Origin of the sequence: Aminobacter niigataensis (assembly GCF_946995915.1) — a bacterium.
GTDB lineage: Bacteria > Pseudomonadota > Alphaproteobacteria > Rhizobiales > Rhizobiaceae > Aminobacter > Aminobacter niigataensis.
Map to the genome: position 1 here is coordinate 4,507,739 of NZ_OX341517.1, position 23,405 is coordinate 4,531,143.

The following is a 23,405-nucleotide window of genomic DNA, read 5'->3' on the forward strand; positions in this document are numbered from 1 at the left end:
CGTGCTGCGCGGTTGTGGCAACGGGTGTAACGGAGACTCGCGGCATTTCAAGTCTTTGTGGCCTTGCGATGACGTTTGCGCACAGCGCAATGGCGCTATTCGACATCTCCTTGATCTGCTGCAGTGCGACATGCATAACCAGATGCCGTTCTGGGAGATATGCCGATGTCCGTTGAAACGCCGCTGTGGGTGCCTTCCGCCAAGCAGGTCGCGGAAGCGCCGTTGACGGCGTTCATGGCCGAGGTGTCTGCCCGCGCCGGGCGGGTATTCTCCAGCTATGCCGAACTGCACGCCTGGTCGGTGGACGAGCGCGAGGGCTTCTGGGACCTGGTCTGGGACTTCTGCGGCATCGTCGGCGACAAGGGCAGCCGCGTGCTGGTCGACGGCGACAAGATGCCGGGCGCTGCCTTCTTCCCCGATGCCAGGCTGAACTTCGCCGAGAACCTGCTGCGCGGCGCGGGCTCCGGCGAGGCGATCGTCTTTCGCGGCGAAGACAAGGTCGAGCGGCGGCTGTCCTGGGACGAACTGGCGGCCCTGGTGTCGAAGCTGCAGCAACTGTTCGTTTCGCTCGGCGTCACAAAAGGCGACCGGATCGCTGCGATGATGCCGAACACGCCCGAGACGGTGGCGGCGATGCTGGCAGCCGCCTCGATCGGGGCGGTGTGGTCGTCATGCTCGCCCGACTTCGGCGCACAGGGCGTGCTCGACCGCTTCGGCCAGATCGAACCGAAGGTCTTCATCGTGCCCGACGGCTACTGGTATGCCGGCAAGCACATCGAGGTCGGCGAGAAGGTCGCAGCGGTCGCCGCAAAGCTGACGACCGTGAGCAAGGTGCTGGTGGTCGACTATCTCGGCACGGCCAGCGACGTGGCCTCGTCCATCGCCAAGGCCGAGGCGCTGGAGGCTGCCCTGGCGCCGTTCGTAGCCAGGCCGGTGACGTTTGAGCCGCTGCCGTTTTCGCACCCGCTCTACATCCTGTTTTCCTCGGGCACGACCGGCATTCCCAAATGCATCGTCCATTCGGCCGGCGGCACGCTGATCCAGCATGTCAAGGAATTGCGCCTGCATGCGGGGCTGAAAGCCGGCGACCGACTGTTCTACTTCACCACCTGCGGCTGGATGATGTGGAACTGGCTGGTCTCGGGGCTGGCCGCTGAGGCGACGCTGCTGCTCTATGACGGCTCGCCGTTCCATCCCGACGGCAACGTTTTGTTCGACTTCGCCCAGGCCGAGCAGATGACCTATTTCGGCACCTCGGCGAAATTCATCGATTCGGTGCGCAAGGCCGGCCTGAGACCTATCGACAGCCACGATCTTTCGACCGTGCGCACCATCTCGTCGACCGGCTCGCCTTTGTCGCCGGAGTGCTTTGCCTTCGTCTATGACGGCATCAAGAAGGATGTGCACCTCGCCTCGATCTCCGGCGGCACCGACATCGTCTCGTGCTTCGTGCTCGGCGTGCCGACCGAGCCGGTGTGGACGGGCGAGATCCAGGGTGCGGGCCTCGGCCTTGCCGTCGAGGTCTGGGACGACGACGGCCAGCCGGTGCGCGAGGAAAAGGGCGAACTGGTCTGCGCCAGGGCATTCCCGGCGATGCCGATCGGCTTCTGGAACGATCCGGACGGCGCCAAATACCACGCCGCCTATTTCGAGCGCTTCGACAATGTCTGGTGCCATGGCGACTTCGCCGAATGGACAGCCCATGGCGGCATGATCATCCATGGCCGCTCGGATGCGACGCTGAACCCGGGCGGGGTGCGCATCGGCACCGCCGAGATCTACAACCAGGTCGAGCAGATGCCGGAGATCGCCGAGGCGATCTGCATCGGCCAGGACTGGCAGGACGACGTGCGCGTCGTGCTGTTCGTCCGCCTCGCCCCGGGCGTTTCGCTGGACGCGGAGCTGGAAAAGCGCATCCGCACCAAAATCCGCACCGGTGCCAGCCCGCGCCACGTGCCGGCGAAGATCGTCGCCGTCGCCGACATCCCGCGCACCAAGTCGGGCAAGATCACCGAACTCGCCGTCCGCGACATCGTCCATGGCCGACCCGTCAAGAACCAGGAAGCACTGGCAAACCCCGAAGCGCTCGAGCTCTACAAGGACATCGAAGTCCTCGGGAGCTGAGGGCCTCATGCTTAACGAAGGGTAACCACCAAATTTACCTAGACTTCAGGAGTGGTACACTTTCGTAAACTTATCATTATCTCGGTAAGGAGCTGTTAAGGTTCGACCCCGATAGTCATGCCTAACTTGAAGGGAGAAATCCCTTTCCTCGTCTTCGAGGATGGCACGTTAGCTCAAGTCCCCGTTGTAAACAGCATCTCCTTTCAAGGCGCCAATCTGGCGCCTTTTTCTTTGGCGTTTGTTGGAGAAGCTAGAGCGACGCCTCGGCGTCGCGCACCAGGGCGCCGGAAAGCAGTACCACCGGCACCATGGCGGTGATGATGATGACGATCGCTGCGACAGCACCCTCCTCCGGCACGCCGCGCGAGGCGTTCTCATAGACATGGGTGGCGAGGGTGCTGAAACCGAAGGGGCGCAGCAGGATGGTCGCCGACAGTTCCTTGACGGTGTCGACAAAGACCAGCACCGCTGCCGTCAGGATGGCCGGCTTGAGCAGCGGCAGGAGCACGCTCGTGGCGCTCTGCGCCGGCGTCTTGCCGAGGCTGCGGGCGGCCTCGTCGAGGCTACCGGGCAGCTTTTCCATGCCGGAGCGGATCGCGCCCTCGGCAAGCGCGACGAAGCGGATGGTGCAGGCGAGGATGACGGCGGCGGCCGAGCCGGTGAGCAGCAGCCCGGTGGAGACGCCGAGATAGGCGCGGGCGAAGGCGTCGACCGAATTGTCGAAGCGGGCAAGCACGAAGAGCAGGCCGAGGCCGAGGATACCGCCTGGCAGGGCGTAGCCAACCGACGCGAGCCGCACCATCGCCGCCATGCTGCGTGTCTTCGACAGGCGCTGGGCGTTGAGCAGGAACAACGCGATGCCGACGGTGACGACGGCGGTGATCGAGGCAGTCATCAGGCTGTTGACGAAGGCGCGTGCGACGTCGGGCGAGGCGAACTGTTCAAGGCGGCGCGATGCATACTGGCCGAAGATGGTGATCGGCACGCCGAAGCCGCTTAGGATGGGCAGAAGCAGGGCCGCGGGCATGGCAAAGCGTGTCCAGCCCTTGAGCGCAAGGCGCGGCGGGTGGACCTTGAGGTGGGTGCCGCGGCCGGCATGGAAGCGTTGGCGGCGGCGCGCCCATTGCTCGGCGACCAGAAGCAGCACGACCAGCACCAGCATCAGGATGGCGATCTGCGCCCCGCCTTCGAGGCTGCCGCGGTTGAGCCAGGTGGTGTAGACGGCGACTGTGAGCGTGCGGACGCCGAAATATTCGGCCGCACCGATGTCGTTGATACTCTCCATCAGCACCAGCGCCACGCCGGCGACGATGGCCGGCCGCGCGACTGGCAGCAGCACGCGCCAGAACACCCGCGCCGGCGAGGCGCCGAGCGTGCGCGCGACATCGGCGATATTGCGTCCCTGCATGAGGAAGACAATGCGGGTGGTCAAATAGACATAGGGATAGAGCACAGAGGCAAGCACGAAGGCCGTGCCCCAGGTCGAGCGTATGTCGGGAAACCAGTAGTCGCGGATGGTCTGGAAGCCGAACACGGCGCGGACCAGGCTCTGCACCGGCCCCTGATAGTGGAAGAACTCGCCGAATGCATAGGCTGCGAGATAGGGCGGCACGGCAAGCGGCAGCACCAGCGCCCAGGACAGCATGCGGCGGAACGGAAAATCATAAGCGACGACCGCCCAGGCGCAGGCGACGCCGGCAACCGATGTCAGCGCTGCCACCATGACCAGCAGCGCAAGCGTGGTGCGCGTGGCGCCCGGCAACACGTTTTCGATCAGATGCGGCCAATCCTCGCCGGTGCCGGAAAGGGCGACGAAGACAAGCGAAAACACCGGCAGGACGACGACGACGGCGATCGCGAGCGCCAGCGTGCCGAGCAACGGGTGGCGCGAGCGCTTGACGGGCAAAGCTCGGGCGTCCGCGGCAATCGCCTCGGCCGAAATCCCCTGACCTGCTCCGCTTGTCATCGGCAAGGCCGCTCCCCGGCAATGCAGAAAAGCCGGACCGATTGCCCGGCCCGGCTCTTCTTCAGTTCATGTACCCGCCTATCAGCTGCTCGGGCCGTCGTCGAGGCCGACGCGGTCGACCATCTCGGAGGCAGCCTTGCGGCCCTTGGCGATGTCGACCAGCGGCAGCGTGTCAGCCTTCAACTCGCCGAAAGCCTTGACGGTCTCGGACGGCTCGAGGCCGGGCTCGACCGGGTATTCGTAGTTCTTCTCGGCGTAGACCTGCTGGGCCTCGTGGCTGGCCAGGAAGCGGATCAGCTTGACGGCGTTGTCACGGTTGGGCGCGTTCTTGGCGAGCGCCGCACCCGAGATGTTGACGTGGGTCAGGCCGTTCTCGAAGGTCGGGAAGAGGACGTTGATGGCGTTGCCCCATTCCTTTTCCTTCGGGTCCTTCTCGTTGTTGCGCATCAGGCCGACATAGTAGGTGTTGCCGATGGCGATGTCGCACTCGCCGGCAGCGATGGCGCCAGCCTGCGGACGGTCGCCGCCGTCGGGCTTCTTGGCGAGGTTGGCCTTCAGGCCCTTCATCCACTCTTCGGTCTTCTCGGGGCCCCAATGGGCAATTGCTGCCGAGAACAGGGCCAGATTGTAGTCGTGCTGGCCCGAACGCATGCAGATCTTGCCCTTCCACTTGGGATCGGCGAGCTCGGCATAGGTGATCGCCGTGTCCTTGACGCGCTCCTTGGAGGCGTAGATCACGCGGGCGCGCTTGGTGACGCCGAACCAGTTGCCTTCCGGATCGCGATATTCGGCCGGCAGCAGCTTGTTGATTTCCTCGTCGACCAGCGGCTGGGTGACGCCCTTTTCCTTGGCCGAGGTGAGACGGGCGATGTCGACGGTCATGATGACGTCGGCAGGCGAATTCTGGCCTTCCGCCTGGATGCGCTCCTCAAGACCCTTGTCGAGGAACAGCACTTCGGTCTTGATGCCGGTCTCGGCGGTGAAGGCATCGAGCACCGGCTTGATCAGATCGGGCTGGCGATAGGTGTAGATATTGACCACGCCATCGGCGAGCGCCGAGGTGGTGAAGAGCGCCGCAATCGCGAGGGCGCCGCCGGCAATTGCCGACCTGGCGTTTCCAAACTTCATTTTTTCTCTCCTGGCCAAAGGGGGCAAAGTCCCTTGAGGAACATATGGCAGCCTCGCTTGCGAGACCCCCTTCCCTATGGCCATTGTGACACTTGCGGTCAAGTTTAAAGGCCAACAAATTCAATAGTTTAGAACTGTTCTAAACTGGACTGTTTTGCACCGGATTCAATGGCTTGTTCGACAAATTCTAACAACAGCCAGCGAGGATCACGCAGATGTGCACAAAATGTCGCACCCGGCGGGCGCCCACTACTCTGCGAGAACCCTCGTCGAGGGGAAGGTCACCTCTATCAGAGTGCCTTCGCCCGGGGTCGACGCAATGGTGAAACGGGCGCGATTGGCCTCGACCATCGCCTTGGTCAGCGGCAGGCCGAGGCCGGTTCCGTCGCCCCTGCCGCGCTTCAGCGAATTGATCTGCTTGAACGGTTTCAGCGCCTGCTCGATCTCGGACTGGCTCATGCCGATGCCGGTGTCGCGCACCCGCATGACGATGTCGCCCGAGGTTTCGTAGGCGGTGGAAACGATGACCTGGCCGCCAGCCTGGGTGTAGCGCACGGCATTGGACAGGATGTTGAGCGCGATCTGACGGATGCTGCGCCGGTCGGCGACGATTTCCGGCAGGCGCGAGGCAAAGCTGGAGCGGATGATGACGCGCTCGCGATTGGCCTGAGGCTGCATCATGGCCACCGTCTCGGCGAGCGTATCGTTGAGCGACACCGCCTCGTAGTCCATCTCCTGCTGGCCGGCCTCGATCTTGGAGATGTCGAGCAGGTCGTTGACCAGATCGAGCACATGATTGCCGGAGCGGTTGATGTCGCGGAGATAGTCGCGGTAGCGGTCGTTGGCGACCGGGCCGAACTTCTCGTCGACCATCAGTTCGGAGAAGCCGATGATGGCATTGAGCGGCGTGCGGATCTCGTGGCTGATGCGGGCGAGGAAATCGGTCTTCTGCGACGACGACCGCTCGGCCACAGCGCGCGCCTGGGTCAGTTCCTCCTCGGCGCGCTTCCACTGGGTGATGTCGCGGACGACGGCGCAGAAGCCGCTGTCGTTGGGCAGGCGGCCGATGGTCATGAACAGCGGTATGAAGCGGCCCTGCGATTCGCGGCCGATGACCTCGCGGCCATCGTTGAGCACGCTTGCCACGCCATGCTCGGACTGGCCGACCAGATAGTCGCGCGCGGCGCGCTGGCTCTCGATGGCAAACAGCGAATGGAACTGCTTGCCGGTGACCTCGTCGCTGTCGAAACCGAACAAAGCTTCGGCCGGGCGGCTGATCGAGCGAATGGCGCCGTCGCGGTCGATGAGCACGACGCCGTCGGTGGCAGTGTCGATGATGGTGCGCATCTCGGCGAGACGCTCTTCAAGCTCGGCTATCTGGCCTGAGGCGTCGTCGAGGTCGTCATCGCCGCTGATGCGACGTACCACCAGCATCAGCGCCTTGCCGTCCTGCCAGGGCACCGAGCGCAGCACCGCCTCGATCGGAAACTCCTCGCCGTCGCGGGTCTTCAGTTTCAGCTCATGGTCTGAGCCCGGTTCGTCGCCGTAGCTCTCGGCAAACAGCGCGTCGAGGCCGCCGGCCTGCGCCAGTTCATCGACCGAACCGTAGCCGGTCAGGTCGAGAAACTCGGCATTGGCATAGTGCAGCACGTCGCCGGCATGGATGAGCACCGGTACCGGCAATTCCTCGAGGATCGGGGCATCGACGGGCGTGTCGCGTCCCCCCGAGAACGACGGGATGACGTCCTCGGTGCGCAGCGGAGGCCTTGCGGGCTCGTCGCGCGGAGGTTCGGCCTGTTCGGCTGCCGGTTCGCTTGCTCGCACGGACGACAGAGCCACGACCTCTGCACCCTCGCCCGCCGGCTGATCTTCCGGCGCCGCCTGAGTGGCTCCAGGGGCATCCTGTTCGGCAAGTTCGGCGGCGGCGGCTTCGGAATAGCCGGCAATTTCGGCCGACGCCGCTTCGCCGTTGTTCTCGGCAGCCGCCACGTCCGCTTCTGGGGCGCCCGATCCTGGCTGCTGCCCAGCGGCGACAATCTCGCCCGCCCGCTTGAGCTTTTCGCCGATCTCGCGGAAGGCGTTGCGCTCGACGGACGAAAGCCCCTTGCCGTTGGCGGGCTCCTCCGGCGCGGTCGGCCGATGCTCGGCAAGCCGGATCACCTTGTCCGAATAGCGGCGATCGTGCGTCGGCTCGATTTCCAGCGCCGGCACCTCGCCGGAGAATGGGTCGGCGGGAGCGGCTGCTTCGGCTGCGGGCCCGTCCGATGGAGCAGTCCCGGCTTCCGCCTGCTCAGCAGGGTCGACGGCCCCCGGTTCGGCGGCCGAAGACGCAGGTTCCGCCAACTCTTCGGCGGCGTCTTCAGGCGTAGCTTCCAGCGGCGGCGTGCCGTTGGGCACCAGCGCCAGGCCGATGCGCTCGTGGTCGATCACGGCCTCAGCCGGGCGCGCCACGCCAAACCCTCGAAAACCCTCGAAACTGCGGTCGCGCCCATAGACTGGCAATGCGGCGAGATCGACCGGGATACGCTGTTCCGAGCCGGCAACCGGCCACAGTACCGAACGGCCCGACCAGGTGTCGCGGCGCTGGAGCAGTCCGGCGATCTCGCCGGAGGGATCGAGCTCGAACGTGTTCGAGACATCCTGGAAGCGCCGGCCGATGACATCGGCTGCATGCTCGCCGACCACGGCGGCGAATTCAGGCGAAATCGCGCTGAAACGTCCCTCGGCATCGGTGCGCCAGACAAAGCGGACCGGTGCCGCCGATCGTTCCGTCACCGGCTCGGGGCGTTTCGCCGGCGGCTCGGCGGCCTCGCCAGCCACGACAGCCGGCCTTTCCACGAGTTCGGCGACAGATCCCGGCTCAGGCAGCTTGGGCGAATGCTGCGCGGCAGCCATCTCGCGGACCGCGGCGCCGCCCCGGCTTTCGCGTTCTTCCGGGCTGAAATACCAATGATCGTGGTCTGAATGCGGAGAGACTTGTGGCTGCGCTGGGGCTGTCGCCTGCGTCCGCTGGGGATCGGCATCCCGGGCAGGCTCCAGCGCAGGTCCGGCCGGAGCCTCCTCGGGGAGGCTGCCTTCGAAGGCTTCGATGCGTTCATCGACGACGACAAGCAGATGCCGCGCCGGATCGTCGACAAGCCGCGCCAGTCCGGCAGGCAGGTAGCCACCGGCGGCGGGGATGGCCCGCTTGATGATGCGGTCGCGTTCGCGGCTGACGGCAGAGACCAGACCGGCAAGGGTCGAGGTGGCGATGCCAAGGTCGGCAAATCCCTCGGTCGCCGCTTCTATTTCACCTCGGCCATCGACAAAGGCGAGAAAATGCCCCGGCTCGGTGAAGCCACGGATGGCGTTGGCGGCAATGTCCCTGACGCCGCGCGCGCTCGCCTGGGTTACGGGAACGGCAAGCATGATTGCGGTTTCGCCATCAGGCAGCCGGACCGAACTGGCCATGAAGGCCACGGCGCTGCTGGTCATGCCCGATGCCACCCGCACCATGATGGCGCGGTCGCTGCCGATTTCGGGAAAGCCCGAGGTCGCGGCGATCTGCCGACGCGCCGCCAGGCCCAGGCGCGCCGGGGCGCCGATCACCGCATCGATGTCGTCATAACCGAGCACGGCAGCACCCGGACCATTGGCCCAAACAACGTCCTCGAGGTCGGCAGTCAACACGACGATAGCGTCGCCAGCAGCAAAATGCTGCCTGACACGGTCGACCACCGCGACGTCGATGAAGGAATAGGCTGCTGACGGCATTCACATAACCCGCAAGGCACGCATTCTCGTAATTAACGCTTTGTTAATAAAAGCCGTCATCGCCAAGGTCTAGCAAACAGGTGTCATAGAGCGAGATTATTCTCGCCACGTGGTTAACCCCGCAGAAGCCAGAAATGGTGCACTGCAACATAGATATTGCATTGCACCATAAAATGCCCTATATGAGATATGCGAATAAACGAGACGGGTGACAACACCCCGTCCAGTCACAGGGTGAGACAATGTCCAAGACCAAAACCGCAGAATTCGCAGACACCATCGAAATGCCGAGCTTCGACGTTTCCAAGGCCACCGACCAATTCCGCGTCTTCGCAGAAAAGGGCGTCGAGCAGTCCAAGGAAGCCTACACCAAGCTCAAGACCGGCGCCGAAGAGGCGCAGAAGACGATCGAGACCAGCTATGAGACCGCCCGCAGCGTGACCAACGAGCTGTCGCTCAAGGCGATTGCCGCACTCCGCACCAATGCCGAAGCCAGTTTCTCGCATCTCGAAGCTCTCGCCGGCGCCAAGTCGCTGTCGGAAATCGTCGAACTGCAGACCTCTTATCTGCGCAGCCGCGTCGAGCAGACCGTCGAGCAGGCCAAGGACTTCCAGGCCGTTGCCTCGAAGGCCGCCGAAGACGTTTCGAAGCCGGTCAAGACCGCTTTCGAAAAGGCGCTGAAAGACCTCAAGGCCGCTTAACAGCGTCCGACACGATACCCGGCGGGCGGTTCCTCCTCCCTCTGCCTGCCGGGCGAAGCGGCCAGCACCTCCTCCCGCTGGTCACATAAAGGAAAAGGCCGGCACCTCCTCCCGCCGGCCTTTTTCTTTTTTCCGGGGCGATATCCCGCTGAATTCAGCGACTTCGCGCTGTGGGCACAAATCGCCGCAGTGGATGGTTCGCAAAGCTCTTGAAATGTGTTGGAATTGTCCGTAAGGACGCTGCGCCAGAGCAAGGCACGCGGTTGTAGCTCAGTTGGTTAGAGCGCCGGATTGTGGATCCGGAGGTCGGTGGTTCGAGCCCACCCAACCGTACCAACACCTTCCCCCGACAGACTGATATGCACGGCAAGGCCTGGTTTTCCTGATGGCGTTGTGCGTCGTCATATCCCTATCGCAATGCTTGCCACCAACATGGCGATTCGGACTGAGCACACCGTTCCGCGATTCGCGGCTCGGCAGTCGGCAGCAGCGCACAATGCAAAACGGCGCGCCTCGCTTGAAGCGCGCCGTTCTGCGGTCTCTAGGGACGAAGGTGTCGTCCCGGCGATTGTTACTGGCAGGGGGCCAGGTAGGTCACCGGCCTGCCATTGCGGTCATACATCGGCCGACCGCGGTTGTCGTACTGGTGGTAACGGCATTCGCCAGGTGCGGTGCCCGCGCCGATCATTGCGCCGGCGAGGCCGCCAATGACGGCGCCAGCAACGGTCGAGCCCGTATTGCCGCCGATGGCCTGGCCGACCAGGGCGCCGCCCACCGCGCCGACGGCACCGCCGCCGACAGCGCGTTCCTGCGGGGTGTTACAGGCCGTAGCGGCCAATGCGACGAAAGACAAAACTGCAGCTGTAGCGAGAAAACGCGTCATTACCCCTACTCCTCAAAGTTGATCGCCATGACGCTATCATGGTGACATTGGCTTATCCAGCGGCACATCCTTGGAAAGGTTAGCCTTTTTGCGCCACTCCAAGATCAGCCTATACTTGCGGACGAGCGATCTCCGCGGTTGCCGATGTAGCGATGGCTGTCACCCGCTGCGCGGCTTGTTCGTCGCGCAGGCGCTGAACCTTACGCGCTTATCCGCCAAAACATGGCTTCGCATCGAGATCTGTAACTACAACATGGATCTGCAATACATAAAATCTGCCATAAAGCTTTCATCTCTCCTTCTGGCGTCATGTGATTTCATGGCGACTTTCAGGAGAGAGCAATGACAAGACGTTACCTCGCCGCCATCATCATTCTAACTGCAAATACAGCTGCCTGGTCGCAAACGATGCCACTGAGAGGCGGTCGCGCGCCTGACGGATACATCTCCCTGTCTTCAAACATCACCATTTCCATGCCATTCGACAAATCGCAAGACATCGAAGCGCAGCAGAAGGCGGCAATGGAATCCGTCTACCGGATGATCAAGAACAGTTGCGAGCTCGTCGTCGACGCGTTTGCCGAGAGCTGCGAAATCACCGGCGTCAGCAGCAACGTCAACATGAGCAACCGAAACGACCGCGAAATGTCCGTGACGGTCAGCGGCCAGGTGCAGATGGTTGCGAAGCCAAGGGCGGTCGCCGCTCCCAATCCGTGAGCGGCGACAAATCGCCAGATCGTGAATGCCGCAGCCTAGCCCCGCTGCGCCGCCTGTTCGTCGCGCAGGCGCTGAACCTCGCGCCGCTTGTTGACCAGCGAGGCGGCGATGACGCCGACGGCGACGATGCCGATCAGGATGGTGCAGGCGGCGTTGATTTCGGGCGTCACGCCAAGCCGGACCTGGCTGTAGATCTTCATCGGCAAGGTCGTTGCACCCGGACCGGAGGTGAAGCTCGAAATCACCAGGTCGTCGATCGACAGCGTGAAGGCGAGCATCCAGCCGGAGACGATCGCCGGTAGGATGACCGGCAGCGTGATCTGGAAGAAGGTCTTGACCGGCGGCGCGCCGAGATCCATCGCCGCTTCCTCGAGCGAGCGATCGAAGGTGACCAGCCGCGACTGCACCACCACCGCCACGAAACACATCGAGAAGGTGATGTGGGCGAGCGTCAGCGTGAAGAAGCCGCGGTCGAGCCCGACGGCAACGAACAGCAGAAGCAACGACAGGCCGGTGATGACCTCGGGCATGACCAGCGGGGCGAACACCATGCCCGAAAACAAGACCCTGCCGCGGAAACGCGTGTAGCGGGTGAGTGCCAGGGCGGCGAGCGTGCCGAGCACGGTGGCCAATGTCGCCGACACCAGGCCGACGCGGATGGTCACCCAGGCGGCATCCATCAGGCCCTGATTGTGGAACAGCGAAACGTACCACTTGGTCGAGAAGCCGCCCCAGACGGTGACGAGCTTGGATTCGTTGAAGGAGAAGATAACCAGAAGCACAATGGGCAAATAGAGGAAGGCAAAGCCCAGCACGATCGACGTGATGTTGAAGCGGCTCCAGCTCGCGTTCATCTCAGCGCCCCTCTTCCTGGGCGCGGGCCTGCGCCTGCTGGAAGAACATGATCGGGACGACCAGCAAGAGCAGCAGGATGACGGCCACCGCAGAGGAGACCGGCCAGTCGCGATTGGCGAAGAACTCGTTCCACAGCGTCTTGCCGATCATCAGCGTCTGCGAACCGCCGAGCAGGTCGGGGATGACGAACTCGCCGACGGCCGGGATGAAGACCAGCAGGCAGCCGGCGATGACGCCGGGCAGCGACAGCGGAAACGTGATTTTCCAGAAGGCGGCGATCGGCGGGCAACCAAGGTCCTGCGCCGCCTCGATCAGCGAATAATCCATCTTCTCAAGCGCCGAATAGAGCGGCAGGATCATGAACGGCAGGTAGGAATAGACAATGCCGATGAAGATCGCCGTATGGGTGTTCAGGATCACCAGCGGCTGGTCGATGATACCGGTGCCGAGCAGCAGTTGGTTGAGCAGCCCCTCGGGCTTGAGGATGCCAATCCAGGCGTAGACGCGGATCAGGAAGCTGGTCCAGAACGGCAGGATCACCAGCATCAGCAGCGTCGGCCTGATCGTCGCCGGCGCGCGCGCCATGCCGTAGGCAATGGGATAGCCGACCAGCAGCGCCAGGAATGTCGAGATGCCGGCGATGACCACGCTCGATACGTAGGCGTTGAAATAGAGCGCGTCCTGGGTCAGCCAAAGGTAGTTGTCGAAGCTGAATTCGCCGATCTGCGACATCAGGCCGGAAAAGCCGTCGGCAAGGCCAAGGACGGGCGTATAGGGCGGCATGGCAATGGCCCGTCGTCGAAAGCGATATCTTGAAGACGATGACGAACGGAATGAGGAAGAAAAACAGCAGCCAGAGATACGGAACGAGGATGACCAGGCGGTTGGTGATGGCCGAGAGGGGGCTTTTCATCTCTCCACCTATCGCGTCAGAACGACGCCGGCGTCGTTGCGGAAGGAGATCCATGCCTTGTCATCCCAGCTCAGCGGGTCCTCGGTGGCGCGCGTCGCATTGAGCGAGCTTGCCTTGACCACCTGGCCATTGCCGAGCTGGACGTGGAAGATGGTCATGTCGCCAAGATAGGCGATGTCGTAGATCTCGCCTTCCATGACATTGTCGCCGCTTTCCGGCTTTTTCGACGAGACCTTGATCTTCTCGGGCCGGATGGCGAAGGCGACCTCACTGCCGGCCGCCGCATCGCCGGCATTGGCGGTGCGTATGGTGACGCCATTGGCGCTGGCGATGGTGGCGCCCGCGCCGTCACGGTCGGCGACCTTGCCTTCGAACATGTTGATGTTGCCGACGAAGTCGGCGACGAAGCGCGAGCCCGGTGCCTCATAGACCTCGGCCGGCGTCGCCACCTGCATCACCTCGCCCTTGTCGAGGATGGCGATGCGGTCGGCCATGGTCATGGCTTCTTCCTGGTCGTGGGTGACGACGACGAAGGTCAGGCCGAGCGTCTGCTGCAGGTCCATCAGTTCGAACTGGGTTTCCTCGCGCAGCTTCTTGTCGAGCGCGCCAAGCGGCTCGTCGAGCAGCAGCACCTTGGGCTGCTTGGCGACTGCGCGGGCGAGCGCGACGCGCTGGCGCTGGCCGCCCGAAAGCTGGTGCGGCTTGCGCTTGGCGAACTGGCTGAGCTTGACCAGCTTGAGCATCTCGGCGACACGCGTGTCGATATCAGCCCTGGCCATGCCGTCCTGCTTGAGGCCGAAGCCGATGTTCTGCTCGACCGTCATGTGCGGGAACAGGGCATAGGACTGGAACATCATGTTGACCGGCCGCCGGTAGGGCGGGATGCCGCGCAGGTCCTGGCCGTCGAGGAGAATTTGGCCGGAGGTCGGCTCCTCGAAACCGGCCAGCATGCGCAACAAGGTCGACTTGCCGCAGCCCGAAGCGCCGAGAAGCGCGAAGAATTCGCGCTCGTAGATCGACAACGACAGGTTGTTGACGGCGGTGAAGTCACCGAAACGCTTGGTGACGTTCTTGAATTGAATGTAGGGCTTGGCGTCTGGCTTGTTCCAGGGCGCAAACTCCCTGCGGATATTGCCGAGCGATTTCATTTCCCTCTCCCACCTGCCCCTGATGCGAAATCCCGGCGCCCATGGCGCCGGGATCGGGTGGCCTGGCTATTGTCCCGTGACGATCTTGGTCCAGCTGCGGGTGACGGCGCGCTGGGTCTTGGGATCATAAGGCGGCACGGTAAAGAGCTTGGCGAGCGTTGCCTCATCCGGATAGATCGCCGGATCGCCTGAAATCTCCTTGTCGATGAACTGCTGAGACGCCTTGTTGCCGTTGGCATAGAAGATGTAGTTGGAGGCCTTGGCCGCCACTTCCGGCTTCATCATGTAGTTGATGAACTCGTGCGCCTCGGCGACGTGCTGGGCATCGGCCGGAATCGCCATCTGGTCAAACCACATCTCCGCGCCTTCCTTCGGGATGACGTAGTCGACGACAACACCCTGGTCCGCTTCGGCGGCTCGGTCACGTGCCTGGAAGACGTCGCCCGACCAGCCAACCGCCAGGCAGATGTCGCCGTTGGCGAGCGCGTTGATGTACTCTGACGAATGGAACTTGCGGATCGACGGACGGACCTGGAGCAGTGTCTCTTCCGCCTTGGACAGGTCGCCCAGCTCGGTCGACTGGGGCTTGAGGCCGAGATAATTCAGCGTCGTCGGGAAGATGTCGGTCGGCGAATCCAGCAGATAGACGCCGCAGTCGGCAAGCTTGGCCAACTGTTCCGGCTTGAAGACGACATCCCAGCTGTCGATCTTGTCGATGCCGAGGGCCTCCTTGATCTTCTTCTGGTTGTAGCCGATGCCGACCGTGCCCCACATGTAGTTGACCGAGTATTCGTTGCCCGGATCGTAGGCGGCGGTACGCGAACTCACGACGTCCCATACATTCGCCAGGTTGGGCAGCTTGGATTTGTCGAGCTTCTGATAGACGCCGGCCTGGATCTGGCGCGCCAGGAAGGGGCTGGCCGTGGGGACGACCACGTCGTAGCCGCTGCCGCCGGCAAGCAGCTTGGTTTCAAGTATCTCGTTGGAATCGTAGACGTCATAGACGACCTTGATGCCGGTCTCCTTGGTGAAGTCTTCGATGATGGAAGAATCGATGTAGTCCGACCAGTTGTAGACGTTGACGACCCGCTCCTGGGCGCTGGCAGTGGTCGCAAAAACAGCGATAAGGGCTGACGCGGCGGTCAGCCAAAGCGCTCTACGGTTCATGGCAGTCTCCTTTTCCGGACGCGCCCGTCCCGGCACATCCTGATCCCTTACAAAAATCGAGTGATGAAGGTAGCGCGCTCCCGCCGGCTCGCAGTTCGGCGCAAACGTGATGGCGATTTACAGCTGCGGACACCGAAGCCCCGGCAGTGGAACCTGGCAAGATACGCCTGTGTTGTTGTTACCCTCGGAGGTCAGCCTGCCCGCCGGACGGTAGCATTGTCAATGGTAAACAAGACATCGCTCAATCAGGCATGGGAACGCCCGTGATACCCGGCCTTTGGGGCCGTGCCTGGCGCTTGAATTCCAAGGCCAGATGCACCAGCAAGGCCGAGAAGATGACGGCTCCGCCGACAATGGTGCGCGTCGACGGCACCTCAGCGTGGACGAGCCAGACCCAGATCGGGCCGAGCAACGTCTCGAAAGTTCCGATCAGCGCGGCAATGGCCGCCGGAATGAGCCGCGCGCCGGTGGCAAAGCAGGCAAGGCCGAGGCCAAGATTGAGCGCGCCGAAGGCGAACAGGAAACCCATGTCGTGCGGCGTCACCACAAACATCGACGCTTGTGAAGCGGCAAAGGTCGCGGCGATCAAGGTGCCCAGGCATGTGGCCGGCGTCATCCGGACATGGGCGAATCGACGGGTGATGACGGTGGCGATGGAGAACGCCACGGCGATCAGCAGAGCGAGGCCGTCGCCAATGGGCGACACGGCGCCGTCGAGCGATTCGGAGACCATGATGGCGACGCCAAGGATGACCACGAAGATCGCCACCCATGTCGCCGTGGCAACGCGTTCGCGAAACAGGACCCAGGCAAACAGCGCCGCCAGCAGAGGCACACCGGCCTGCATGAGCAGGATGTTGGCGACGGTGGTGTAGGCAAGCGCCACGACAAACGAGGTCGAGGCGGTGGCAAAACAGATCGCCACGAGCAAGCCCGGGACCCCCATCTCACGGAACAAGCGCAGCGTGCCGCGCATGCCGTCGCGCCAGGCCATGAAGGCCAGCAGGAAAGCGGCCGCCCAGAACGAGCGCCAGAACACGATTGTCCAGCTGTCGGGAGCCTCGATGAAGCGGGCAATGGCGCCGCCCAGGCTCCACATCAGCGCCGACAGGAAGACCAGCACCACACCAATGCGCTGCTCGCCCGTGCTGCCGGTCGAGCCCAACTGCGATGTCGATGCCTGTTCGCCCATGCGTGCGTCCGTCGCCTCCCCCTGGCGTGGTTGGACCGCACACGCCTTGCCTCCGATAGCCGAGCAGCCGCGCGTTGGCGAGGTCCAGTGCCCCTATCCCGTTAGGGCACTTGCATAAGCCGCATATGTGCACTCAAGAACTTTCAGATCCTGTCACTTATGCGCTTGACCTCAACTTACCTTGAGGTTCTAAAGACACGGCTCCGACGCCCGAATTGAATTGGAGCCACGCCGAAATGCCGCCGAAAACCAAGCTCGCTGTGATCTATGGCAGCGCCCGCCAGGGCCGTTTCTGCGACGTCGTGGTCAATTGGGTCGCCTCCCAGATCCGCGGGCATGATCAGTTCGCGCTCGAGCTGGTCGATCCGCGAGACCTCAGCCACGACCGCCACGACATCGCGCGCCGCCTCGACGAGGCGGATGCGTTCATCATCGTGACGCCCGAATACAATCACGGCTACACCGCCGACCTGAAAGCGCTGATCGACGCGCACAACCGCCAATGGCAGGCTAAGCCGCTTGCCTTCGTATCCTATGGCGGCATCTCCGGTGGCCTGCGCGCGATCGAGCAGCTACGGCTGGTCTTTGCCGAACTTCACGTCGTGGCGATTCGCGACACGGTGAGCTTTGCCTTCGCTTCGAAGAAGTTCGATGCCAGCGGCGCGCTGATCGAACCGGGGGAACCACACCGGGCGCTGGCCGTCTTGCTGGCGCGCCTGCGGTGGTGGGCAGTCAACCTGCGCGAAGCCCGCGCCAACGCGCCCTATTTCGAGGTGGCAGCATGAACATCGCCCAGCAAGTCCAGGTCGCGAATGCGACGCCTGCCCCCGAGCGCCATGCCGCGCGCAATACGACGCTGCTGCTGATCAGTTCACTGACCATCATGTCGGGCGCGACCATTGCACCGTCGTTGCCGGCGATCGAAGCCCATTTCGCCGGCAGCGCCAATGTCGCGATCCTGACCAGGCTGGTGCTCACCCTGCCAGCGCTGTTCATCGTGATCTGCGCGCCTTTCGCCGGCGGGCTGGCCGACCGCTTTGGCCGTCGGCCGCTGCTGATCGCAGCCGCACTGCTCTATGGCCTGAGCGGCATGTCGGGCATCTTCGGCAATTCTCTGGTGGGGTTGCTGATCGGCAGGGCGTTGCTCGGCGTGGCGGTGGCCGGCGTCATGACCACCGCAACCGCGCTTGTCGGCGACTACTTCAGCGGACCTGCACGCGACCGCTTCATGGGCTATCAGTCGGCATTCGTCGGCGTTGGCGGCCTGATCTTCCTGACCGGTGGCGGCATGCTCGCCGAAATGCACTGGCGCGCGCCGTTTGCCGTCTACGGGCTGTCGCTGCTGTTGATCCCGGCAGTGATGGCCTTCATCAACGAGCCGGTTCGCGCACAACCCTCCACCCACGCAGCGTCCGCACCAAGCGGCAGCGGCACCGTGTGGCTGGCCGTCATGGCAGTCTATGCCGCGGCGGTGATCAACAGCGTCGCCTTCTACCTGCTGCCGACGCAACTGCCGTTCCACCTCAACGCCATGGGAATTGGTTCGCCTGCCGTGGCCGGGCTGGCGATCGGCGTGGGCAACATGGTGGGGGCAGTTGTCGCCCTTTCCTATGACCGGTTGCGAGCAAGGCTCGGAACGACCGGCGTGTTCGGTCTCGCCTTCGGCCTGACCGCCATCGGCTATGTACTCCTCGGGTTGGCGGAAACGCTCGCGCCGGTGCTGGCAGCGGCAGGCGTGGTTGGCCTGGGGCTCGGCATGATGATGCCCAACATCGCCGCCGCCGCCATGGCAGCGGCATCTCCCGACATGCGCGGGCGTATTGCCGGCGGCATGACGGCAAGCGTCTTTGCCGGCCATTTCATCTCGCCCTTCGTCAGCCAGCCAATGATTGCGGCATTCGGATTTGCCAACACCTACGTCTACGTGGGCGCAGGTGTCGGCGTTATTGCCATGCTCGCTGGGGCAATAGCATTCACATATGCGCGGCGCGTTCCGGCTTCTGTCGCCTGAAGTCTATTGGAAATCGAAGGCCGACAGGCCGGTCACCATCTCGTCGAGGCCGAGCGGCCTCGTGATCGGCGGCTCGGCGCGCGATAGGCATCCGGAACGTTCGCAAAGCCGGCAAGCGGGCCCGATCGGCGTCGCCGCCACGACACCCGGCTTGGCGCCGACGGCCTGGGCGGGCAGGGCCGCGCCATAGACGATCTCGTCGCGAAAGGCGATGTCGCAACCCAGCAGGATCGCAGTACGGCGCGGCCGTTCGCTGAAAGCACCCTGCGGCCCTTCCAGCGTGCGGGCGACGCAGAGGAACTCGGCACCATCAGGCATCTCGACGGCTTCGACGAAGATCTGGCCGGGCTGGGTAAAGGCGGCATGGACCGGCAGTTTGGGGCACCCGCCTCCGAAGCGGCTTTGCGGGAACCCTTGCGCGCCGGCCTTGCGGAAGCGGTTGCCGGCATTGTCGACCTCGAGCATGAAGAACGGCACCGACGAAGTGCCCTGCCGCTGCAGCATGGTCAGCCGATTGGCCGCCTGCTCGAACGACACGCCGAAACGCGAACGCAGCACATCGACATCGTAGCGGGCGCGCTGGGCGGCTGCGTGGAACGCCTGATAAGGCATCATCAGCGCGTGTGCTGCGTATCGGCCGAGTTCGAAACGGGCAAGCCGCCGTGCCTCGTCCGAGGTGAGTTTCAGCGCCTGAAGCTCGGCGGCAACCGCCACCTGCATGCGGATCAGGCTCGCTTCCATCGCGACTTCACGCAGCTGGTCGAACGGTGACAGCCGCTCCGACAGGAAAAGACGCTGCGAATGGCGGTCGTAACGGCGGCGCCAGTTGGGCATGGTGGCGACCGGCAACACCTTGACGACGATGCCATGCTCGCGCCGGAGCCAGGCCTTCAATGCGCCGAGCAGATCGTCGCCGGGATCGAGCAGCGAGGTGAAGGCCTCGGCCTCCTCTTCCAGCGAGACGAAATGGTTGGGGCGACGCTCGAAGACCTCGTGGACCTCGTCGATCGGCAGGCGCGCGCCCGACAGGGCGGTGGTGTGCCCCTCGCGTGCCAAAAGCTCGGTCAGGTCGGAAAGACGCTCGGCCTGCTCGCGATAGGCGCGGAACAGCTTGATCACCGCCGCCGCGGCATTGGGCGCGGCTTCGGCGATCTCGACAAGCTCCTGGTCACCCGGCAACTCGCCCGCCAGAAGCGGATCGGCAAAGACCTCGCGCAGGACGGCGATCGAGCCGCGTGCTTCGCCCTGCAGCTCATCCGGATCGACCTTGTAGACGGAAGCGAGCTTGAGGATGAGCTGGACGGTCAGCGGACGCTGGTTGCGCTCGATGAGGTTGAGATAGGACGGCGAAATGCCGAGCCCCTCGGCCATCGCCGTCTGGGTCAGGCCCTTCTGGTTGCGGATGCGCCTGATGCGCGGCCCGGCGAAGATTTTCTGCTCGGCCATCGGCTTTTACACCATTTTTACAACGAAAGTAGGGGTTTCGCCCTACCCATCCTTTTACATTTTTTACAATTTTACAGCCGCCATCTGTCAAACACAATACAGGTTTTCCCTAAAGTCGACTGCAAATTGTTGAATTTTCTGGCCGCTTCCGCGCTGCAATGTCAAACAAGTCACATAGAAATCGCCGCAACAAACCCAAGACGCGGTGGCCGCCCCCTAGAACCAAGTGACCAGACGGAGTCGACAATGACCGATTTTTACAACCTCGTCCCTTCAGCCCCGGAAGGCCGTTTCGACGGCATCGAGCGCCCCTACTCGCCGGAGGACGTGAAGCGGCTGCGCGGCTCCGTCCAGATCAAGCAGACCCTGGCCGAAATGGGCGCCAACCGCCTGTGGAAGCTCATCCATGAGGAAGACTTCGTCAACGCACTCGGCGCCATGTCGGGCAATCAGGCGATGCAGCAGGTCCGCGCCGGCCTGAAGGCGATCTACCTCTCGGGCTGGCAGGTCGCTGCCGACGCCAACACCGCTTCGGCGATGTATCCCGACCAGTCGCTCTACCCGGCCAATGCCGCGCCTGAGCTGGTCAAGCGCATCAACCGCACGCTGCAGCGCGCCGACCAGATCGAGACCTCGGAAGGCAAGGGCCTGTCGGTCGACACCTGGTTCGCCCCGATCGTGGCAGACGCGGAAGCCGGCTTCGGCGGCCCGCTCAACGCATTCGAGATCATGAAGGCCTTCATCGAGGCGGGCGCTGCCGGCGTGCACTTCGAAGACCAGCTCGCTTCGGAAAAGAAGTGCGGCCATCTCGGCGGCAAGGTGCTGATCCCGACCGCTGCGCACATCCGCAACCTCAATGCGGCTCGTCTCGCCGCCGACGTGATGGGCACGTCGACGCTGATCGTCGCCCGCACCGACGCCGAAGCTGCCAAGCTGCTGACCTCCGATATCGACGAGCGCGACCAGCCCTTCGTCGACAAGGATGCCGGCCGCACCGTGGAAGGCTTCTACCAGGTGAAGAACGGCATCGAGCCCTGCATCGCCCGTGCCATCGCCTACGCTCCGTTCTGCGACCTGATCTGGATGGAAACCGGCAAGCCGGACCTCGCCCAGGCGAAAAAGTTCGCCGAAGCCGTGCACAAGGCGCATCCGGGCAAGAAGCTGGCCTACAACTGCTCGCCATCGTTCAACTGGAAGAAGAACCTCGACGACGCGACGATCGCCAAGTTCCAGCGCGAGCTGGGTGCGATGGGCTACAAGTTCCAGTTCATCACGCTGGCTGGCTTCCACCAGCTCAACTTCGGCATGTTCGAACTGGCCCGCGGCTACAAGGACCGCCAGATGGCGGCCTATTCGGAGCTGCAGGAAGCGGAATTCGCAGCCGAAGTGAACGGCTACACCGCGACCAAGCACCAGCGCGAGGTCGGCACCGGCTACTTCGACGCCGTGTCGATGGCTATCACCGGCGGCAAGTCGTCGACGACCGCGATGCACGAGTCGACCGAACACGAACAGTTCCGTCCGGCCGCCGAATAGGCCTGGCGACAGAAAAAGCCCCGGAGGCATTGCCTCCGGGCACCTGCCAGAGGCAACGCCCAACAGGGCAAAGGCAACACCGAGGAGAACCACGATGGCACCGCGTACCCGTGTCAAGGAACGAGCCGAAGAACAGGCGACCACGATGAGCGCCGACCAGCAGGCCGTGATCCGTATCGTCGCCAACGACCTGCACCGGCTCAACCAGTCGGTCATGAAGGCAGTCGAGGCCGGCGTGTCGGTGGAATTGGTCCGCTCGGCCCGCCACCATGGCGGCAACGGAAACTGGGGCGACCTGCTGATCCCGGTCATCGTCACCCAGCAGCCGCACGGCTAAACTCACGTCCCCCTTGCCCCCCGGGTCCCGTCCGCGGCCATGCCGTGGGCGGGACTTGCTTTTTTTAAGGTACTGTAAGCTGGTCTGTGGCGAACATGCGGGAATGCTGAAACTTACGACTAAAGTTACACCTCATTTTGAGTGTATTACTTGACACTTCTCATACATGACGCGAAACGTATGGGACCGAACGCAACCTCGCATTGAACAATCGCCCCCCAGCTGTCGGCCAAGCCAATGAAGCGAAATGACCTGAATCCGGGCCACGCCCCGGGTACGAATGCGCGCGATCACCAGATTGCCGACCTGTCGAAGGTGCTGGTCGTCAGTCGCTCGCCGATCAATCGCGTCGTGGTCGCCAAGATCGTCGAACGCTCGGGCCTCAAGACGATCTCCGAGGAGCCCGACAGCGCCCTGTCGGTGCTGCGCAGGATGGCGCCGGGCACGATCATCCTGGACGGTGGAAGCGACAACAAGGATTGCGATGCGCTGATGCCATCGATCATGTCGCTGAGGCTCGCGTCGGGCAACAAGCTGCCTTCGGTGATCCTGCTTTCCAACCGGGCAGGCACGCCTGAGAGCCTGTCGCTGCCCAGCGCCGTCGACATCGTGGTCGCCAAGCCGATCACGCCGGAGCGGCTCCAGCCCGTCGTCGAAAAGCTCGTCGGCCGCGGCTGAGGCCTAGCCGAGACCTTTCAGAAGCTCCGACAGCTCACCGAGATGCGGCAGCTTGCGGAAGCGCTCCGCGGCGGTCGGCTCGTCGACATGCTCGTAGGCCCAGGTCAGGTCGTGGGGAATGTAGACGCCCCAGCTGCCGGCCTCGATGGCCGGCACAACGTCCGATTTCAACGAATTGCCGACCATCATCGCCCTGTCGGGACCATCGCCGTGGCGGGCGAAGATGCGCTCGTAGGTCGGCCGCGACTTGTCGCTGACGATCTCGACGGCGTCGAAGAAATCGCCAAGGCCCGACTGCGCCAGCTTGCGCTCCTGGTCGAACAGGTCGCCCTTGGTGATCAGCACCAGGCGGTAGCTACCGGCGAGCGCTTCAAGCGTGTCTTGGACATGCGGCAGCGTCTCGATCGGGTGGCTCAGCATCTCGCGGCCGGCGGCAAGGATCTTTTCGATCACCGAAGCCGGCACGCGGCCCGCGGTCACCTCGATCGCCGTCTCGATCATCGACAGCGTGAAACCCTTGATGCCGAAACCATAGGTGCCGAGATTGCGCTTCTCGGCTTCGAGCAACCGCGACATGAGCTGTTCCTGCTCGCCATGATCGGCCAGAAGTTCGGCGAAATGCCGCTCGGTCATGCGGAAGAACTGTTCGTTCTGCCACAGCGTGTCGTCGGCATCGAATCCGATGGTGGAAAGGCGGGTCGAAATGGAGGTCATGGCGATCATCTAGGTCAAGAATCGCCCGAAAACCAGCATTCCGGACCTCACAACTCGCTAGAATCGCTGATTTGCCCCCCTTTTCTTCCGTCATCAGGCCCGGCTATACTCGGTAACCTGCAACCACAACCTGGTG

Annotated in this window: 18 protein-coding genes, 1 tRNA gene and 1 pseudogene; 9 read left to right on the forward strand and 11 right to left on the reverse strand. The window is 63.4% G+C overall.

Annotated elements, in window-relative coordinates:
- Positions 1 to 165: 165 nt before the first annotated feature.
- Positions 166 to 2,124, forward strand: coding sequence for an acetoacetate--CoA ligase (locus O1Y97_RS22020; RefSeq protein ID WP_318762373.1), 1,959 nt, complete (start codon positions 166 to 168; stop codon positions 2,122 to 2,124).
- Between the two features lie 250 nt (positions 2,125 to 2,374).
- Here O1Y97_RS22020 and O1Y97_RS22025 read toward each other — a convergent pair whose 3' ends face one another.
- The 3 genes from O1Y97_RS22025 to O1Y97_RS22035 all read right to left on the reverse strand — a co-directional run bounded on the left by O1Y97_RS22025 (position 2,375) and on the right by O1Y97_RS22035 (position 8,971).
- The gene (locus O1Y97_RS22025) at positions 2,375 to 4,090 is read right to left on the reverse strand and encodes an ABC transporter permease (protein WP_108609130.1); all 1,716 of its coding nucleotides are present in this window, start codon (positions 4,088 to 4,090) and stop codon (positions 2,375 to 2,377) included.
- Between the two features lie 81 nt (positions 4,091 to 4,171).
- Entirely contained in the window at positions 4,172 to 5,218 is a 1,047-nt protein-coding gene (locus O1Y97_RS22030; protein WP_183264569.1) for a Fe(3+) ABC transporter substrate-binding protein, read from the reverse strand.
- A gap of 249 nt (positions 5,219 to 5,467) precedes the next feature.
- The gene (locus O1Y97_RS22035) at positions 5,468 to 8,971 is read right to left on the reverse strand and encodes a PAS domain S-box protein (RefSeq protein ID WP_318762374.1); all 3,504 of its coding nucleotides are present in this window, start codon (positions 8,969 to 8,971) and stop codon (positions 5,468 to 5,470) included.
- A gap of 242 nt (positions 8,972 to 9,213) precedes the next feature.
- Between O1Y97_RS22035 and O1Y97_RS22040 the strand changes: the two genes are divergently transcribed.
- Positions 9,214 to 9,672, forward strand: a complete 459-nt coding sequence (locus O1Y97_RS22040; RefSeq protein ID WP_318762375.1) for a phasin — start codon at positions 9,214 to 9,216, stop codon at positions 9,670 to 9,672.
- Positions 9,673 to 9,931: 259 nt separating this feature from the next.
- Positions 9,932 to 10,008 (forward strand) — tRNA-His (locus tag O1Y97_RS22045).
- Between the two features lie 235 nt (positions 10,009 to 10,243).
- Here the strand turns inward: O1Y97_RS22045 and O1Y97_RS22050 are convergent.
- A complete protein-coding gene (locus O1Y97_RS22050) occupies positions 10,244 to 10,555 on the reverse strand; it encodes a hypothetical protein (RefSeq protein WP_183264571.1) in 312 nt (103 codons plus the stop codon).
- Positions 10,556 to 10,897: 342 nt separating this feature from the next.
- On the opposite strand from O1Y97_RS22050, the gene O1Y97_RS22055 reads away from it, so the two are divergent.
- Positions 10,898 to 11,272 carry a hypothetical protein gene (locus O1Y97_RS22055; RefSeq protein WP_318762376.1) on the forward strand — a complete coding sequence of 125 codons (375 nt, stop codon included), beginning with the start codon at positions 10,898 to 10,900 and terminating at the stop codon, positions 11,270 to 11,272.
- Between the two features lie 35 nt (positions 11,273 to 11,307).
- On the opposite strand, the gene O1Y97_RS22060 is transcribed toward O1Y97_RS22055, so the two are convergent.
- From O1Y97_RS22060 to O1Y97_RS22080, 5 genes and pseudogenes are all read right to left on the reverse strand, one after another.
- On the reverse strand, positions 11,308 to 12,126 hold the full coding sequence (locus tag O1Y97_RS22060) for an ABC transporter permease (RefSeq protein ID WP_183264573.1): 819 nt from the start codon (positions 12,124 to 12,126) through the stop codon (positions 11,308 to 11,310).
- 1 nt (position 12,127) lies between these two features.
- Positions 12,128 to 13,040: pseudogene (locus tag O1Y97_RS22065) on the reverse strand (ABC transporter permease subunit).
- Between the two features lie 8 nt (positions 13,041 to 13,048).
- Positions 13,049 to 14,188, reverse strand: a complete 1,140-nt coding sequence (locus tag O1Y97_RS22070; protein ID WP_183264575.1) for an ABC transporter ATP-binding protein — start codon at positions 14,186 to 14,188, stop codon at positions 13,049 to 13,051.
- A gap of 66 nt (positions 14,189 to 14,254) precedes the next feature.
- Positions 14,255 to 15,355: a polyamine ABC transporter substrate-binding protein gene (locus O1Y97_RS22075; RefSeq protein ID WP_183264576.1), complete on the reverse strand. Its 1,101-nt coding sequence runs from the start codon at positions 15,353 to 15,355 to the stop codon at positions 14,255 to 14,257.
- 241 nt (positions 15,356 to 15,596) lie between these two features.
- The gene (locus tag O1Y97_RS22080) at positions 15,597 to 16,547 is read right to left on the reverse strand and encodes a DMT family transporter (RefSeq protein ID WP_318762377.1); all 951 of its coding nucleotides are present in this window, start codon (positions 16,545 to 16,547) and stop codon (positions 15,597 to 15,599) included.
- A 236-nt stretch (positions 16,548 to 16,783) separates the two neighbouring features.
- Between O1Y97_RS22080 and O1Y97_RS22085 the strand changes: the two genes are divergently transcribed.
- Both O1Y97_RS22085 and O1Y97_RS22090 read left to right on the forward strand, forming a co-directional pair.
- On the forward strand, positions 16,784 to 17,332 hold the full coding sequence (locus O1Y97_RS22085) for an NADPH-dependent FMN reductase (protein ID WP_108609146.1): 549 nt from the start codon (positions 16,784 to 16,786) through the stop codon (positions 17,330 to 17,332).
- Positions 17,329 to 18,558 (forward strand): MFS transporter, encoded by a 1,230-nt coding sequence (locus tag O1Y97_RS22090; RefSeq protein WP_318762378.1) that lies wholly within the window; start codon positions 17,329 to 17,331, stop codon positions 18,556 to 18,558. The genes O1Y97_RS22085 and O1Y97_RS22090 overlap by 4 nt, the downstream gene beginning before the upstream one ends.
- A 3-nt stretch (positions 18,559 to 18,561) precedes the next feature.
- Here O1Y97_RS22090 and O1Y97_RS22095 read toward each other — a convergent pair whose 3' ends face one another.
- A complete protein-coding gene (locus O1Y97_RS22095; RefSeq protein WP_318762379.1) occupies positions 18,562 to 20,004 on the reverse strand; it encodes a helix-turn-helix domain-containing protein in 1,443 nt (480 codons plus the stop codon).
- A gap of 246 nt (positions 20,005 to 20,250) precedes the next feature.
- Here O1Y97_RS22095 and aceA point away from each other — a divergent pair, with 246 nt between their 5' ends.
- The 3 genes from aceA (at position 20,251) to O1Y97_RS22110 (ending at position 22,555) form a co-directional block, all read left to right on the forward strand.
- Entirely contained in the window at positions 20,251 to 21,540 is a 1,290-nt protein-coding gene (gene aceA, locus O1Y97_RS22100; protein ID WP_018426580.1) for an isocitrate lyase, read from the forward strand.
- A gap of 94 nt (positions 21,541 to 21,634) precedes the next feature.
- Complete coding sequence (locus tag O1Y97_RS22105; RefSeq protein WP_018426579.1) at positions 21,635 to 21,877, forward strand: SMc00767 family acetate metabolism repressor; 243 nt, start codon at positions 21,635 to 21,637, stop codon at positions 21,875 to 21,877.
- Between the two features lie 237 nt (positions 21,878 to 22,114).
- A complete protein-coding gene (locus O1Y97_RS22110) occupies positions 22,115 to 22,555 on the forward strand; it encodes an ANTAR domain-containing protein (RefSeq protein WP_108609149.1) in 441 nt (146 codons plus the stop codon).
- 3 nt (positions 22,556 to 22,558) lie between these two features.
- On the opposite strand, the gene O1Y97_RS22115 is transcribed toward O1Y97_RS22110, so the two are convergent.
- Positions 22,559 to 23,260, reverse strand: a complete 702-nt coding sequence (locus tag O1Y97_RS22115; protein ID WP_318764259.1) for an HAD family hydrolase — start codon at positions 23,258 to 23,260, stop codon at positions 22,559 to 22,561.
- Positions 23,261 to 23,405 lie beyond the last annotated feature (145 nt).

Coding starts and splice junctions, on each gene's coding strand:
- O1Y97_RS22030 (WP_183264569.1), bottom strand. CDS start 5,218: ATGAAGTTTGGAAACGCCAGGTCGGCAATTGCCGGCGGCGCCCTCGCG.
- O1Y97_RS22085 (WP_108609146.1), top strand. CDS start 16,784: ATGCCGCCGAAAACCAAGCTCGCTGTGATCTATGGCAGCGCCCGCCAG.
- O1Y97_RS22025 (WP_108609130.1), bottom strand. CDS start 4,090: ATGACAAGCGGAGCAGGTCAGGGGATTTCGGCCGAGGCGATTGCCGCG.
- O1Y97_RS22075 (WP_183264576.1), bottom strand. CDS start 15,355: ATGAACCGTAGAGCGCTTTGGCTGACCGCCGCGTCAGCCCTTATCGCT.
- O1Y97_RS22035 (WP_318762374.1), bottom strand. CDS start 8,971: ATGCCGTCAGCAGCCTATTCCTTCATCGACGTCGCGGTGGTCGACCGT.
- O1Y97_RS22060 (WP_183264573.1), bottom strand. CDS start 12,126: ATGAACGCGAGCTGGAGCCGCTTCAACATCACGTCGATCGTGCTGGGC.
- O1Y97_RS22105 (WP_018426579.1), top strand. CDS start 21,635: ATGGCACCGCGTACCCGTGTCAAGGAACGAGCCGAAGAACAGGCGACC.
- O1Y97_RS22050 (WP_183264571.1), bottom strand. CDS start 10,555: ATGACGCGTTTTCTCGCTACAGCTGCAGTTTTGTCTTTCGTCGCATTG.
- aceA (WP_018426580.1), top strand. CDS start 20,251: ATGACCGATTTTTACAACCTCGTCCCTTCAGCCCCGGAAGGCCGTTTC.
- O1Y97_RS22110 (WP_108609149.1), top strand. CDS start 22,115: ATGAAGCGAAATGACCTGAATCCGGGCCACGCCCCGGGTACGAATGCG.
- O1Y97_RS22040 (WP_318762375.1), top strand. CDS start 9,214: ATGTCCAAGACCAAAACCGCAGAATTCGCAGACACCATCGAAATGCCG.
- O1Y97_RS22095 (WP_318762379.1), bottom strand. CDS start 20,004: ATGGCCGAGCAGAAAATCTTCGCCGGGCCGCGCATCAGGCGCATCCGC.
- O1Y97_RS22080 (WP_318762377.1), bottom strand. CDS start 16,547: ATGGGCGAACAGGCATCGACATCGCAGTTGGGCTCGACCGGCAGCACG.
- O1Y97_RS22090 (WP_318762378.1), top strand. CDS start 17,329: ATGAACATCGCCCAGCAAGTCCAGGTCGCGAATGCGACGCCTGCCCCC.
- O1Y97_RS22055 (WP_318762376.1), top strand. CDS start 10,898: ATGACAAGACGTTACCTCGCCGCCATCATCATTCTAACTGCAAATACA.
- O1Y97_RS22020 (WP_318762373.1), top strand. CDS start 166: ATGTCCGTTGAAACGCCGCTGTGGGTGCCTTCCGCCAAGCAGGTCGCG.
- O1Y97_RS22070 (WP_183264575.1), bottom strand. CDS start 14,188: ATGAAATCGCTCGGCAATATCCGCAGGGAGTTTGCGCCCTGGAACAAG.